Source organism: Pseudomonas sp. GLN_2 (assembly GCF_043106005.1).
In the GTDB taxonomy this organism is placed as follows: Bacteria; Pseudomonadota; Gammaproteobacteria; order Pseudomonadales; family Pseudomonadaceae; genus Aquipseudomonas; species Aquipseudomonas alloputida.
Map to the genome: position 1 here is coordinate 19,497 of NZ_JBICMC010000054.1, position 12,886 is coordinate 32,382.

General features: G+C 58.1%; 12 protein-coding genes. 11 read left to right on the forward strand and 1 reads right to left on the reverse strand.

The features are described from left to right. The first annotated feature begins 4 nt into the window (after nt 1-4). The 11 genes from eutC to ACF8Q6_RS13790 all read left to right on the forward strand — a co-directional run bounded on the left by eutC (nt 5) and on the right by ACF8Q6_RS13790 (nt 10,455). Nucleotides 5-823, forward strand: a complete 819-nt coding sequence (gene eutC / locus ACF8Q6_RS13740; protein ID WP_003255358.1) for an ethanolamine ammonia-lyase subunit EutC — start codon at nt 5-7, stop codon at nt 821-823. Between the two features lie 107 nt (nt 824-930). After that, nucleotides 931-1,389, forward strand: a complete 459-nt coding sequence (locus ACF8Q6_RS13745) for a GNAT family N-acetyltransferase (protein ID WP_003255360.1) — start codon at nt 931-933, stop codon at nt 1,387-1,389. A 217-nt stretch (nt 1,390-1,606) separates the two neighbouring features. Further along, nucleotides 1,607-2,254, forward strand: coding sequence for a DedA family protein (locus ACF8Q6_RS13750; protein WP_003255361.1), 648 nt, complete (start codon nt 1,607-1,609; stop codon nt 2,252-2,254). Nucleotides 2,255-2,274: 20 nt separating this feature from the next. Next, nucleotides 2,275-3,090, forward strand: a complete 816-nt coding sequence (locus tag ACF8Q6_RS13755; protein ID WP_019750343.1) for a zinc-dependent peptidase — start codon at nt 2,275-2,277, stop codon at nt 3,088-3,090. Between the two features lie 92 nt (nt 3,091-3,182). Beyond that, nucleotides 3,183-3,710: an inorganic diphosphatase gene (ppa, locus tag ACF8Q6_RS13760; protein WP_003255365.1), complete on the forward strand. Its 528-nt coding sequence runs from the start codon at nt 3,183-3,185 to the stop codon at nt 3,708-3,710. 186 nt (nt 3,711-3,896) lie between these two features. Continuing rightward, nucleotides 3,897-4,598 (forward strand): helix-turn-helix transcriptional regulator, encoded by a 702-nt coding sequence (locus ACF8Q6_RS13765; protein WP_392493369.1) that lies wholly within the window; start codon nt 3,897-3,899, stop codon nt 4,596-4,598. A 955-nt stretch (nt 4,599-5,553) separates the two neighbouring features. Continuing rightward, the gene (locus ACF8Q6_RS13770; RefSeq protein ID WP_392498957.1) at nt 5,554-7,467 is read left to right on the forward strand and encodes a copper resistance system multicopper oxidase; all 1,914 of its coding nucleotides are present in this window, start codon (nt 5,554-5,556) and stop codon (nt 7,465-7,467) included. Next, nucleotides 7,464-7,799, forward strand: coding sequence for a hypothetical protein (locus tag ACF8Q6_RS13775; RefSeq protein WP_003255368.1), 336 nt, complete (start codon nt 7,464-7,466; stop codon nt 7,797-7,799). Before ACF8Q6_RS13770 ends, ACF8Q6_RS13775 begins: the two co-directional genes overlap by 4 nt. Beyond that, entirely contained in the window at nt 7,789-8,724 is a 936-nt protein-coding gene (locus ACF8Q6_RS13780; RefSeq protein ID WP_392491267.1) for a copper resistance protein B, read from the forward strand. The genes ACF8Q6_RS13775 and ACF8Q6_RS13780 overlap by 11 nt, the downstream gene beginning before the upstream one ends. Before the next feature lie 9 nt (nt 8,725-8,733). After that, on the forward strand, nt 8,734-9,504 hold the full coding sequence (locus tag ACF8Q6_RS13785; protein ID WP_392491266.1) for a c-type cytochrome: 771 nt from the start codon (nt 8,734-8,736) through the stop codon (nt 9,502-9,504). Between the two features lie 486 nt (nt 9,505-9,990). Continuing rightward, nucleotides 9,991-10,455 carry a hemerythrin domain-containing protein gene (locus ACF8Q6_RS13790; protein WP_392491265.1) on the forward strand — a complete coding sequence of 155 codons (465 nt, stop codon included), beginning with the start codon at nt 9,991-9,993 and terminating at the stop codon, nt 10,453-10,455. Between the two features lie 176 nt (nt 10,456-10,631). Here the strand turns inward: ACF8Q6_RS13790 and ACF8Q6_RS13795 are convergent, their stop codons facing one another. Further along, entirely contained in the window at nt 10,632-12,809 is a 2,178-nt protein-coding gene (locus ACF8Q6_RS13795; protein ID WP_047605332.1) for a TonB-dependent siderophore receptor, read from the reverse strand. Nucleotides 12,810-12,886 lie beyond the last annotated feature (77 nt).

Consider the following 12,886-nt stretch of genomic DNA (forward strand, 5'->3'; position numbering starts at 1 on the left):
GACCATGGACCATCGCACGCCTACCCCCGACAACCCTTGGCTGGCCCTGCGCAACCTGACCCCGGCGCGCATCGCCCTGGGCCGCACCGGCACCAGCCTGCCGACCGGGGCGCAGCTGGACTTCCAGTTCGCCCATGCCCAGGCACGAGATGCCGTGCACCTGGCTTTCGACCACGCCGGCCTGGCCAGCCAGCTGAGTGACCGCGGGCGCGAAAGCCTGGTGTTGCACAGCGCTGCCAGCGATCGCCACCAGTACCTGCAGCGCCCGGACCTTGGACGGCGGCTGAACGAAGACTCGATTACGACGCTTCGCCAGCACGCCCAGGCCAACCCCGGCGGCGTCGATCTGGCCATCGTGGTGGCTGACGGCCTCTCGGCACTGGCCGTGCATCGCCACACGCTACCGTTCCTGACCCGCTTCGACGAACAGGCTGCCGCCGACGGCTGGACCAGCGCCCCGGTGGTACTGGTGCAGCAGGGCCGCGTGGCAGTGGCCGACGAGGTCGGCGAGCTGCTGGGCGCCCGGATGACGGTGATGCTGATCGGCGAGCGCCCGGGGCTGAGCTCGCCCGACAGCCTTGGCCTGTATTTCACTTACGCACCCAAGGTTGGCCTGACCGATGCCTACCGCAACTGCATTTCCAATATCCGCCTGGAGGGGCTGAGCTATGGCATGGCGGCGCACCGCCTGTTGTACCTGATGCGCGAAGCCTGCCGGCGCCAGCTTTCCGGGGTGAATCTGAAGGACGAAGCCGAGGTCCATAGCCTGGAGAATGAAGACAGCGCCAGCCAGAAAGGTAACTTCCTGCTCGGCAAAGAGTAAAAAACCTGTCACGGAAGGCGGATTGCACTTGTGCCGTGCATTGGGCAGCATGCCCTTGAACGCTGCTGGCATTCCGCTGTTTCCCAAATGGACTCTGAGGGCCGCACATGCGCATCATCAAAGCAACCTTGGAACACCTCGACCTGCTCACCCCGTTGTTCGTCAAATACCGTGAGTTCTACGGGCAACTGCCCTACCCCGACAGCTCGCGCAGCTTTTTGGAAAAGCGCCTGAAGCGGGACGAATCGGTGATTTACCTGGCACTTCCGGATGATGACGACGGCAAACTGCTGGGCTTTTGCCAGCTGTACCCGAGCTACTCGTCGCTGTCGTTGAAGCGGGTATGGATTCTCAACGATATCTATGTAGCCGAGGACTCCCGGCGCATGCTGGTCGCCGACCACCTGATTCGCGAAGCGAAGAAAATGGCCAAGGAGACCAATGCTGTGCGCATGCGCGTGTCGACCAGCGCGAACAATGAAGTGGCGCACAAGACTTACGAATCCATCGGGTTTCGTGAGGATACCGAGTTCAAGAGCTACATCCTGCCAATCAGCCAGGATTGACTGGCACCGCCCGCTTCCACAAGCAAGGTAGTGATCCTTGTGGGAGCGGGCGTGCCCGCGAAGCGGTTGGCAAAGGAATACCCCTCTACCGTAACCCCCCGCTACAAACTCTCCGGGCATGTTCCTGACTTAGCCGTATAATGGCTCACCTGTCATGTGTGAAAATTTACCCTCCCCCCGGTAACCAAGCCTACGCCCAAGAACACAGGTGCTGTACATGGATTTCAACCCGCTGGACCTTATCCTGCATCTCGATGCCTACCTCGATCTGCTGGTCACCAATTACGGTCCCTGGATCTACGCCATCCTGTTCACCGTGATCTTCTGCGAAACCGGCCTGGTAGTGATGCCATTCCTGCCAGGCGACTCGCTGCTGTTCATCGCCGGCGCCGTGGCGGCGGGTGGCGGCATGGACCCGGTGCTGCTGGCCGGCCTGCTGATGGCCGCTGCAATCCTGGGCGACAGCACCAATTACGTGATAGGCCGAACAGCCGGCGAGCGTTTGTTCAACAACCCTAACTCCAAGATCTTCCGCCGCGACTACCTGCAGCGTACCCACGATTTCTATGAACGCCATGGCGGCAAGACCGTGACCATGGCGCGCTTCCTGCCCATCTTGCGCACCTTCGCACCGTTCGTCGCGGGCATCGCTCACATGCACTATCCACGCTTCCTCGGCTTCAGCGTTGCCGGTTCGCTGCTTTGGGTCGGCGGCCTGGTCACCTTGGGCTACTTCTTCGGCAACGTGCCGTTCATCAAGCAGCACCTGTCGCTGATGGTGGTGGGCATCATCATCCTGTCGCTGGTGCCGATGATTCTCGGCTTGCTGCGTGGGCGCCTGGGCCGTACGGCCAAGGCTCACTGAACAGGTAAAGAACAAACGGCATGTGGTCATTCAGCGCCTGGCGGCGCAAACGTACTCTGGCGCGTTACCCAATCACGCCACAGCAATGGCAGGCCGTACGCGAGCGGCTGCCGATGCTGGACGGCATCAGCGACGCTGAAGACCGCTGGCTGCGCGAAGCCTGCATCCTGTTCTTGCTCGACAAGCACCTCACCTGCCTGCCCGGTGTCGAGCTGGACGACGAGCAGCGCCTAATGCTGGCCGCCCAGGCACAGTTACCCCTGCTTCACCTGGGTGAGCTGAACTGGTACCAAGGCTTCCACGAAATCATCCTGTACCCCGACGACTTCAAGAGCCCCCAGCGCCACCGCGATGCCAGTGGCGTGGAACATGTGTGGGACGGCGAACACAGCGGCGAGGCCTGGCAGCAGGGGCCGATCATCCTGGCCTGGAACGGCGTGCAGGCCAGTGGTGGCTGGGAGGCTTACAACCTGGTCATCCATGAGCTGGCGCACAAGCTCGACATGCTCAATGGCGATGCCAACGGCCTGCCACCGCTGCACAGCAGCATGCCAGTTGATGAGTGGGCAACAGCCATGCAGCAGGCCTACGACGACCTCAACCACCAACTGGACGCCAACCCCGACGCCGAAACCGCCATCGACCCCTACGCTGCGGAAAACCCGGCAGAGTTCTTTGCCGTTACCAGCGAGTACTTCTTTAGTGCCCCCGACCTGCTTCATCAGGCTTATCCACAGGTCTACCGCCAGTTGTCGCTGTTCTACCGGCAAGACCCGCTGGCGCGCCTGTGCCAGCTGCAGGCGGAACACCCCGAGTACCGCGAAAGCCACGCCTGACGGGCCCGCACATCAGGCCAAGCGTGGCATGCCCCGGCAGAATGTGCCTATAATCGCCGCCACTTTTTGGTCAAACACGGGGGCACTGCCCAATGAGCTACAGCAAGATTCCGGCGGGCAAAGACCTGCCGAACGACATCTACGTCGCCATCGAGATCCCGGCCAACCACGCGCCGATCAAATACGAAATCGACAAAGACAGCGACACGCTGTTCGTCGACCGTTTCATGGCTACCCCAATGTTCTACCCAGCCAACTATGGCTTCATCCCGAACACCCTGGCTGACGACGGTGACCCGCTGGACGTGCTGGTGGTTACCCCTTACCCAGTGGCCCCAGGCTCGGTTATCCGCGCCCGTCCGGTTGGCGTGCTGAACATGACCGACGACGGTGGCGGCGACGCCAAGGTCATCGCTGTTCCTCACGACAAGCTGTCGCAGCTGTACGTTGACGTCAAGGAATACACCGACCTGCCAGCCCTGCTGATCCAGCAGATCGAGCACTTCTTTGCCAACTACAAAGATCTCGAGAAGGGCAAGTGGGTCAAGATCGAAGGCTGGGAAGGCGCCGACGCCGCCCGTGCCGCGATCACCAAATCGGTCGCTGCCTACAAGGGCTGATTCCGATTGCAGGAGAAACCCCGCTTAGGCGGGGTTTTTTTATGCAGGAATGGGCAATACGCACATTACTGGTAATAAATCCTACGCCGTCCTACACCAGAGCCTTACAAACAACCACTTTTCATACAAACCCCGTCAACATCCGGTTCATATCCTGTCTGGCAATTCGCCGCTACACTCGCCGCCATGAACACTTCCGGCGACCGCCTCAGGGCCCTGCTCCAAGAATGTGGCCTAACCCCTTCCGATTTCGCCGCCCAGCGCAGCGTCACAGCACAGCACGTCAACAACTGGTTCAAACGCGGTGTACCTTTGGCCCGGCTGGACGAACTGGCCGATCTGTTCTGTGTGCACCGACGTTGGCTGCGCACCGGTGAAGGCCCCAAACACCCCAATCCACTCCTGCGCAACGGCCTTCCACGGCCAGTGCCCGCCAACCCGCTTACCCCGCTGTCGGGCCATCGTGGCCGGTTATTGAAGGTGCCCTACTACGAAGTGAGCAACGGCTTGCTGTCGCCAGTGAGCAGCAAGCACCTGCGCTTGCCGGCAAAAGCCCTGAAGGGTTTGGGTGTGCAAGCCGGCAACGCAATCTGCCTGGCAATGCCGGCCAGCAACATGCTCCCGCTGATTTCCCTGGAAGCTACCCTGGCCATTGATCTGGGCATGACCCGGGTGGTCGAGGGCGAAACCTATGCCCTGCTGCAAAACGGCATGCTCAGGGTAAACAACCTCAGTCTTGGCCCGCACGGCACCCTGTACCTGCACAGCCATGACCGGCGCAACTACACGGTCGAACGCTACACCGCTGCCCAGCGTCAGGCGCAGGGCCTGGAAATTCTTGGCTGGGTGTTCCACTGGTCACATTTCCGCCAGCAGCGGCCCAGTTGAAGCGCCCTGGGCAATTTTTTGCTGGGCATCCTGCGCCCGCCCTTGTATGCTACGCCGCACATTAAGCCCCGACCGGCGCGAGCCGCGTTCCAGAGGGCTCGGCGATATCCCACACGGGCATCTGCCATCTCTTTCAGGCCCTTGATGGCCACACAGTTAAGGCGATTGCGACTTACCATAAATTAGTCGGAAGCGTCCCCGAGAAGCCGGCCACAAGCCGGCTTTTTAATTCCTAACCCTCTGAAGTAAAAGAGAATTTGTGCTAGGCCAAGGTCAGCCCATGCTCTGTCAAAGCACATCCCCCGCACCTATCTGTGCCAAGTCGGCATGAGAATGAAGGCAAGCTATTTCTCACTTGGCCTGAAAATCTCGGGATAGCATCGTCGAAGCCATTGACGGCTCAATAGCTTGATCACCTCAGAACTGTCGAGCAGCGATACACGATGGAATCGCGTCAGCATTTCATCGTAGTTTGTGAGTGATTGCGTATTGAGGCGCAAGCGAAGTGCTGTTCCTTGGTACGAGGTTACTCGGTCTTCTTTACCCGTTGCGCCAAGGAGAAGCCCTGCCCATTACTCGCAATGAAGAAATTGCCCCCTGCTCTTGGCCCTTTCAGTTTGCAGCAAGTAACGCAACCCACGGGAAGCTGACAGAAAAGTAATGTCGGGCTCAGTTATCTGACAGCCTCAGGTAGCTAGATTGTCCTTGAGCATAGCGCCATCAGGCCTGTCCGCTTGATTAGGAAGGCAAGCAAACCGGCACACGAGTTGCTGAGACGCGCTTCCAAAAATGTAATTACCCCAGCATCAAAACGATGGCAGCGTCGAGCTTCTTTCCCCCGTAAAGCTTGTGCTCTTTTGAACGTCGTCGAGGCTGATGGGAGCGCTATTGAAACCGTAGGTTGCTACATCCAGCAGCCTGGACACCAGCAATCCATATGAGTGGGCGCAACGGCATGCAAAGTAAAACCACCAGACGCTCCTTCGTCAAAGGCCTGGCTGCCACCGGAATACTCGGCGGGTTGGGCATGTGGCGCATGCCAGTGTGGGCGTTGACCAGTCCTGGCCAGCCGAATGTGCTGACGGGCACCGACTTTGATCTCTACATCGGTGAACTGCCGGTGAATATCACAGGTGCAAAACGGACAGCCATGGCAATCAACGGTTCTGTACCTGGCCCAACGCTTCGGTGGCGTGAAGGCGATATCGTTACGCTTCGTGTGCGCAACCGCTTGAAACAGGACACCTCGATCCACTGGCACGGCATCATCCTGCCGGCGAACATGGACGGTGTCCCAGGCCTGAGCTTCCATGGCATCGCACCAGATGGCATGTATGAGTACAAGTTCAAACTCCATCAAAACGGCACCTACTGGTACCACAGCCACTCTGGCTTCCAGGAGCAAGTCGGGGTGTATGGCGCACTGGTCATCGACGCGAAAGAACCCGAGCCTTTCGCCTATGACCGGGATTACGTGGTTATGCTAAGCGACTGGACGGATGAGGACCCTGCCCACGTTCTATCCAAGCTAAAGAAGCAGTCTGACTACTACAACTTCCACAAGCGGACCGTGGGTGACTTCGTCAACGACGTAAGCGAAATGGGCTGGTCTGCTGCGATGGCCGATCGCAAGATGTGGGCCGAGATGAAGATGAGCCCCACTGATCTCGCGGATGTGAGCGGGTATACCTACACCTACCTCATGAACGGCCAGGCTCCGGATGAAAATTGGACGGGTGTTTTCAAGCCTGGCGAGAAAATCCGGCTTCGGTTCATCAACGGCTCCGCCATGACGTATTTCGATGTACGCATTCCTGGCCTGAAAATGACAGTGGTTGCAGCGGATGGGCAGTATGTCCATCCGGTCTCGGTCGACGAGTTCCGTATCGCAGTAGCCGAAACCTACGATGTCATTGTTGAGCCAGAAGACGAACAGGCATACACCATCTTCGCTCAATCCATGGACCGTACGGGCTTTTCCAGGGGCACCCTGGCCATCCGTGAAGGCTTGCAAGCTGCTGTTCCAACCGTTGACCCACGCCCCCTCATTTCCATGAATGATATGGGCATGGACCACAGCAGCATGGCCGGCATGGATCACAGCAAAATGGCTGGCACGGACCACGGCAGCATGGCCGGCATGGATCACAGCAAGATGGCTGGCACGGACCACGGCAGCATGGCCGGCGTGGATCACAGCAAGATGGCTGGCATGGACCACGGCAGCATGGCCGGCATGGATCACAGCAAGATGGCTGGCACGGACCACGGCAGCATGGCCGGCATGGATCACAGCAAGATGGCTGGCATGGACCACGGCAGCATGGCCGGCATGAGTAAGGAAATGCAGAGTCATCCAGACTCAGAGCTCAACAACCCATTGGTCGACATGCAGACGATGACCCCGACGGCAAAATTGGATGACCCGGGCATCGGGCTACGTAACAACGGCCGCCGCGTCCTGACCTATGCAGACCTGCGGAGCACCTTCATCGACCCAGATGGACGAGAGCCTAGCCGGAATATCGAGCTGCACCTGACGGGTCACATGGAGAAATTCGCCTGGTCCTTCGACGGCATCAAGTTTTCCGATGCCGCCCCCCTGCGCCTCAAGTACGGAGAGCGCCTTCGTATCACCTTGATTAACGACACCATGATGACTCACCCCATCCACCTTCATGGCATGTGGAGCGACCTGGAGGATGAGAACGGCAACTTCATGGTTCGAAAACACACCATCGACATGCCACCAGGCTCAAAACGAAGCTATCGCGTAACTGCGGATGCTTTGGGGCGTTGGGCCTATCACTGTCACCTCATGTTCCATATGGAAACGGGCATGTTCCGAGAAGTCCGTGTGGACGAATGAACGGGAGATCCGAGATGAGCAAACCAATGAAACGAAGCACGTTTTTCCTCTCCGCTGCGATGGCTGGCCTGTTTGCTATTTATGCCCCGTTGTCGTGGTCCAGCGATGACCATGAGCAGCACGCCCAGAAAACTGCCGATGCTGCGAAAGGCAAAGGTTCCCAGGGCATGGATCATGGATCCATGATGGGTATGGATCATGACTCGATGAAGGGCATGGATCATGAATCCATGATGGGTATGGACCATGACTCGATGAAGGGCATGGACCACAAAAAAATGATGGAATCACATGGCAGCGACAAAGCTAAGGCAGGGAAAGATGGCCAATAGCCTGGCGCGACCATCGCTGCTGGCCTTGACCCTTTCAGCCGGCATGCTAGGCGCTGTGCCCAGCTTTGCCGCTGACGAAATGGACCATTCGGCAATGGGGCACGGGTCCATGAAAATGGGCAGGGCCCCGTCGCATGACTCGATGCCAGGCATGGACCATGGGGCGATGGATCACTCTACGATGAACCATGGCTCTAGCGAGCCTGCGACCAGCAGCCGTACCCCGATTCCCGAACTAACGGACGCGGACCGCCAAGCGGCCTTCCCCCCACTGGGCGGGCATCAGATGCACGACAGCGCGATCAACAGCTTCTTCTTGCTGGATCAACTGGAGTATCAGGACGCAGACGACGGCAGTGCGCTGTCGTGGGACGCTTCTGGCTGGATAGGCGGCGATATCAACCGGCTCTGGCTCCGCTCCGAAGGTGAACGCACTAGCGGCGTCACTGAAGATGCCGAGTTGCAAGTCCTCTATGGCCGTTCTATAAGCCCCTGGTGGGATGTGGTTGCCGGGGTGCGCCAGGACTTCAAACCCGAATCCCCCCAGACCTGGGCGGCGTTCGGTATTCAGGGTATGGCACTTTACGACTTCGAAGCCGAAGCCACGGCATTCATCGGTGAAAACGGTCAGACCGCCGCTCGCCTGGAAGGCGACTACGACATTCTCCTGACTAATCGCCTCGTCCTGCAGCCAACAGTTGAAGCCAATTTCTATGGCAAGAACGATCCCGCGCGCGACGTAGGTTCCGGCCTCGCGAATACCGAAGTCGGACTGCGGCTACGGTTTGAAATCGTCCGTCAGTTCGCACCCTACATAGGCGTCACCTGGAGCCGCTCCTACGGCAAGACCGCAGACTTCATCCGCGATGAGGGTGGGGATGTGGATGAAGCGCGTTTCGTTGCCGGTATTCGCATGTGGTTTTGAGAGCCTTACATGAAAAGAACAATTACAACGCTCGTAGTAGCGGGTGCCGCGGCCAGTGCAGGGATATTGGGTGCAGCTTACCTTGGCCTGGTCAACGTCGGCGCTGACGATCCGCATTTCCCTGCAGTGCATGCATTTCTGGTCATGGCTCGGGATCGCTCCATTGAGGTACGCGCACGAAACATCGAGGTACCGAACCTCAAGGATGAAAACCTGATTCGTGTCGGCGCCGGCAACTACAACGCCATGTGCATCGGTTGCCATCTTGCCCCTGGCGTCGAGAAAACAGAGCTCAGCCAGGCGCTTTATCCGTCTCCTCCCAACCTTGGCAAGCTTGGGGTCGGTGGTAAACCCGCCGTAGCATTCTGGACCATCAAGCACGGCATCAAAGCCTCTGGCATGCCTGCCTGGGGCAAGAGCATGGGCGATGAGTACATCTGGGGACTCGTTGCATTTCTGGATCAACTACCCCAGATGAACGCCCAACAGTACAACGCGATGGTCGCGATCAGTGGCGGTCACCAGCATGGTGGAGGTGAAAGTGAAATGCACAGCCATGAAGGCCAACACGGCGACAACGTGCCCAATCATCCAGAGGCAATCTCGGGGAGAGATCATCATGACAGGGGACATGCAGAGGCACACCATCCCAAATCACCATCACCAGAGCCCGCGCCTGAACACCACGGCCATGACGAAACCGGCAGTGATCACCACTCAAAGCCGGCTCAGAAGAAGCATATTCACCGTGATGGTGCGGAGCATACCCATGAAGGCTAATTACGATCCTCCCATGAATCAGCCGTCATAAGTCGCAGAAAAAGCCGGTCAAAAACGACCCCAAAGTGGCGGATTTCAACGCTTTAAAAAGTTTAAAAGTTAATACTAATCATATGGATATTCTTAAAATACCAACCATAAGCCAGCTTTTTAATTTAACAAGATTTTAAAAACATCAGTCACAATCCGCGGGTATCCAACCCCTACCTACGTGCATACGCAGCCCTGCACCTCCCGTTGTGCTCAGCCGCCGCTGTTCACGGGCAGCACACAAGCGATCCTGGCATGTCTGCTTTTTCTTGCAACGCATATAGACATCAAATTGATATTTCGAAATCTTCCAAGGGGGCGGTTTTTTTGAAGGTGAGCGTTTCGCACTAGTCTATAATTAAAGGATTAGATGAATGCCGACACGTGCAGCTATCCTTGGAGATTGCTTAATAATATTTAATCTGAAACGGCTTGGTGTAGTGATGAGGACTTAGCATGAACGCCTTGTTGAAAGAGCTGCACGCCTATCATCATGAGGTGGCTACCAAAATTACTCAGATCAAAGAATTACTGGAGAGGATAAGGCACGGATCCGCGGGGGCCGATGACTGCAAGCTGTTGTTTAAGCAGCTGGAAGCCTTGCATGGTGATGCAGAGCGACACCACCATGAAAATGAAGAGCTTATTCGGCTGGCCTTGCTGGCAACCGACGCACCGATTCACCAACGGGTCATGGCTATCGAGCAAGATCATAAAGCCTTCAAGCGAATTGCCGGACAGCTCAAGATGTTGGAGCAGTCAACGCAAGAGGCGAGAGTAATCGCCGACACGATCGAAGACTTCATCAAGAAATATTATGACCATATGGATGCCGAGGAGAATATTTTCTTTCCGGTGGCAGACAAGTGGTTGTCAGACACCCAATGGCAGGAAATAAAGCATCAATGGCACCCCTCGTAGATTTAATTTTCTTGAATTAAAAGCACGCTACTTATTAACACGCGGCCTCACAACTTTATGGCCCTGATACCCGAGGGTGCAGATACGCTCCCACGTTTCTCATCATTCAGCCTCAAGGCCGCGCCCTTTGCAGGCGCGGCCTTGTTTTACGGCGCACCTGGCAGCCACAGACTTCGTCAGAAGTCATACCGCGCCCCAACCATCATGCTGCGCGACGGCCCGTAGAAGTTGAACGTCGAGGTAGACCCCACCCGCGACAGGTAGTCCCGGTCGAACAGGTTGTTGACGTTGAGGGTGGCCGTCAGCTTCGAAGTCACCGGGTAAGACAGCATCGCATCCACCGTGGCATAGCCCGGTGCATCGATACGCACGCCGCCACTCTCGGAGTGGAAGTTGCTCATCGCCGATATACCGCCACCCACGGCCAAGCCGGTCAGCGGCCCTTGGCTGATGGTGTACTTGCTCCAAAGCGAAGCCTGGTTGCGCGGCATGATGAAGAACGTGGTTTCGGCGTCCCCCTTGACGGTTTCGGTCTCCATCCACGTGTAGCCAGCCAGCAGTTCCCAGTTTGGCGTCAGCTTGCCGCTCACTTCCACTTCCGCGCCCTTCACACGGGTCTTGCCGGATGCAACGGAGTCGGTGGTGGCCACACCATCAGCATCGTACACAGTGGTAGCGCGGTTCTTGTCGGTCAGGCGGAATACCGAGAAGCGCGTATTCAAGTCGCCGCCAAAGTAGCTGCTCTTGAGGCCGAACTCGTACTGCTCGCCTTCACGCGGTTTCAGCACCCGACCATTGCTGTCGGTGTCGGACTGCGGCTTGAACACCTGCGAATAGCTGGCGTACAGCGCGTGGTTGTCGGTCAGGTCATAGACCAGGCCACCATAAGGGGTGAAGTGGCCGTCGACGCGTTTGCTGTCATTGGTGGTGGCGCCGCTGCTAAGGGTGGTGGTGTAGAAGTCACCGCGATACCAGCTGAAGCGGCCACCGGCAATCAGCGCCAGGCGTTCCACCGGGCGGAAGGTCACTTTGGAGTACAGGCCGTACTCTTCTTCCTGCATGCCGGTCTCGGTGCTGTAGTTGGGCGACGGCTTGGCGAACTGCTTCGGCGAGTAAGTATTCACGTTGATCGCGCCGAGATTGGTGGTGCCGTTGAGGTACTCGGTGTCGTAGTTCTTGTAGTCACTCCCGACCACAAACTCGCTTACCTGCCCGAAGGTCTCGAACGGCTGGCTGTAGCTGGCGTCCAGCGAATAAGTGTCTTGCGTGAAATCACGGGCGCTGGCGCGCTCGGAGTTGGCGCCTGTGGTGGCATTGGTTGCAGTGAAGGCGTACAGATAGTTGGTGTCGCGGTGCGAACCACGGGCCGCGACACGGCCGTAACCGCCATTGTCGAAGCGGTGGGTCAGCTCGGCGACCAAGTCGGTGGTCTTGCCGTCGAAGTAGTTCCAGTCGGCGCCCAGGAAACGCGAATGGCTGAAGTCGGGCACCTCGCCGGACAACGTGGCCGGGTAGCCGTTGTGCGGGGTGATGTTCTTCACTTCATGCATCAGGCCGAACGACAGGGTGGTGGCGTCGTCCAGGTCGATGTCCAGCGCACCGTAGTAGGTGTTGCTGGTGTTGGCGTTGTAGTCCACTTCACCATTGGTGTCGTCACGGGATGCGATGAAGCGCCCGCGCACGCGACCGGCCTCGTCCAGCGGCCCGCTCAGGTCGATTTCCTCATGATTGGTGTCCCAGGTGCCGTAGCTGCCTTCGATATGCCCCTGAAACTCGGCGGTCGGGCGCTTGCGCACCATGTTGACGATGCCACCCAGCTCGCTGGTACTGCTGAACAGCCCGGCCGGCCCGCGCATGATTTCGACACGGTCGAACGCCGCCAACGACGGGACAGTACCGAAGATGCTGGCCATGGGCGCCGGCAGGCCGTCGATATTGAACTCGCTGTACTCGTAGCCACGGGCGTAGATCGACGAGCGGCCGCTGTCATTGGTCAGGGTGCGCAGGCCAGCGGTGTACTTGGCCAGGTCATCCAGGTGCACGAACTGGCGATCCTTGACGTAGTCCTGGGTGTAGACGGTGATCGACTGCGGGATGTCCTTGAGCGCTGCCGGCGTCTTGGTGCCCACGGTAGCGGCATCGACGCTGTAACCGCCGGTTTCTTCCGAAGGCAGCATGTCGTACAGGCGGTTGCCTTCGATGGTCAATGCAGGCAGATCAAGCGAGTTGTCTTCGGCCGCCACCTGGGCCGCTACCGTTTCGGCCACTGCCGATAAAGAAAACGGCGCCAGCAACCCCAGCGCCAGCCATCCCCGAACCCGCTGTAAGCTGCCCACACTTTTGAAACCGGTCATGACACACCCTTCGCCCAAATGATATTGAATCGCAAACGAAACAAGTTGCTTTTTGCGAACGATACCGGAGCGAAAAC

What these genes read in the sequence shown, in the direction of transcription:
- eutC (WP_003255358.1), top strand. Translation starts at nt 5, where the DNA reads ATGGACCATCGCACGCCTACCCCCGACAACCCTTGGCTGGCCCTGCGC.
- ACF8Q6_RS13745 (WP_003255360.1), top strand. Translation starts at nt 931, where the DNA reads ATGCGCATCATCAAAGCAACCTTGGAACACCTCGACCTGCTCACCCCG.
- ACF8Q6_RS13750 (WP_003255361.1), top strand. Translation starts at nt 1,607, where the DNA reads ATGGATTTCAACCCGCTGGACCTTATCCTGCATCTCGATGCCTACCTC.
- ACF8Q6_RS13755 (WP_019750343.1), top strand. Translation starts at nt 2,275, where the DNA reads ATGTGGTCATTCAGCGCCTGGCGGCGCAAACGTACTCTGGCGCGTTAC.
- ppa (WP_003255365.1), top strand. Translation starts at nt 3,183, where the DNA reads ATGAGCTACAGCAAGATTCCGGCGGGCAAAGACCTGCCGAACGACATC.
- ACF8Q6_RS13765 (WP_392493369.1), top strand. Translation starts at nt 3,897, where the DNA reads ATGAACACTTCCGGCGACCGCCTCAGGGCCCTGCTCCAAGAATGTGGC.
- ACF8Q6_RS13770 (WP_392498957.1), top strand. Translation starts at nt 5,554, where the DNA reads ATGCAAAGTAAAACCACCAGACGCTCCTTCGTCAAAGGCCTGGCTGCC.
- ACF8Q6_RS13775 (WP_003255368.1), top strand. Translation starts at nt 7,464, where the DNA reads ATGAACGGGAGATCCGAGATGAGCAAACCAATGAAACGAAGCACGTTT.
- ACF8Q6_RS13780 (WP_392491267.1), top strand. Translation starts at nt 7,789, where the DNA reads ATGGCCAATAGCCTGGCGCGACCATCGCTGCTGGCCTTGACCCTTTCA.
- ACF8Q6_RS13785 (WP_392491266.1), top strand. Translation starts at nt 8,734, where the DNA reads ATGAAAAGAACAATTACAACGCTCGTAGTAGCGGGTGCCGCGGCCAGT.
- ACF8Q6_RS13790 (WP_392491265.1), top strand. Translation starts at nt 9,991, where the DNA reads ATGAACGCCTTGTTGAAAGAGCTGCACGCCTATCATCATGAGGTGGCT.
- ACF8Q6_RS13795 (WP_047605332.1), bottom strand. Translation starts at nt 12,809, where the DNA reads ATGACCGGTTTCAAAAGTGTGGGCAGCTTACAGCGGGTTCGGGGATGG.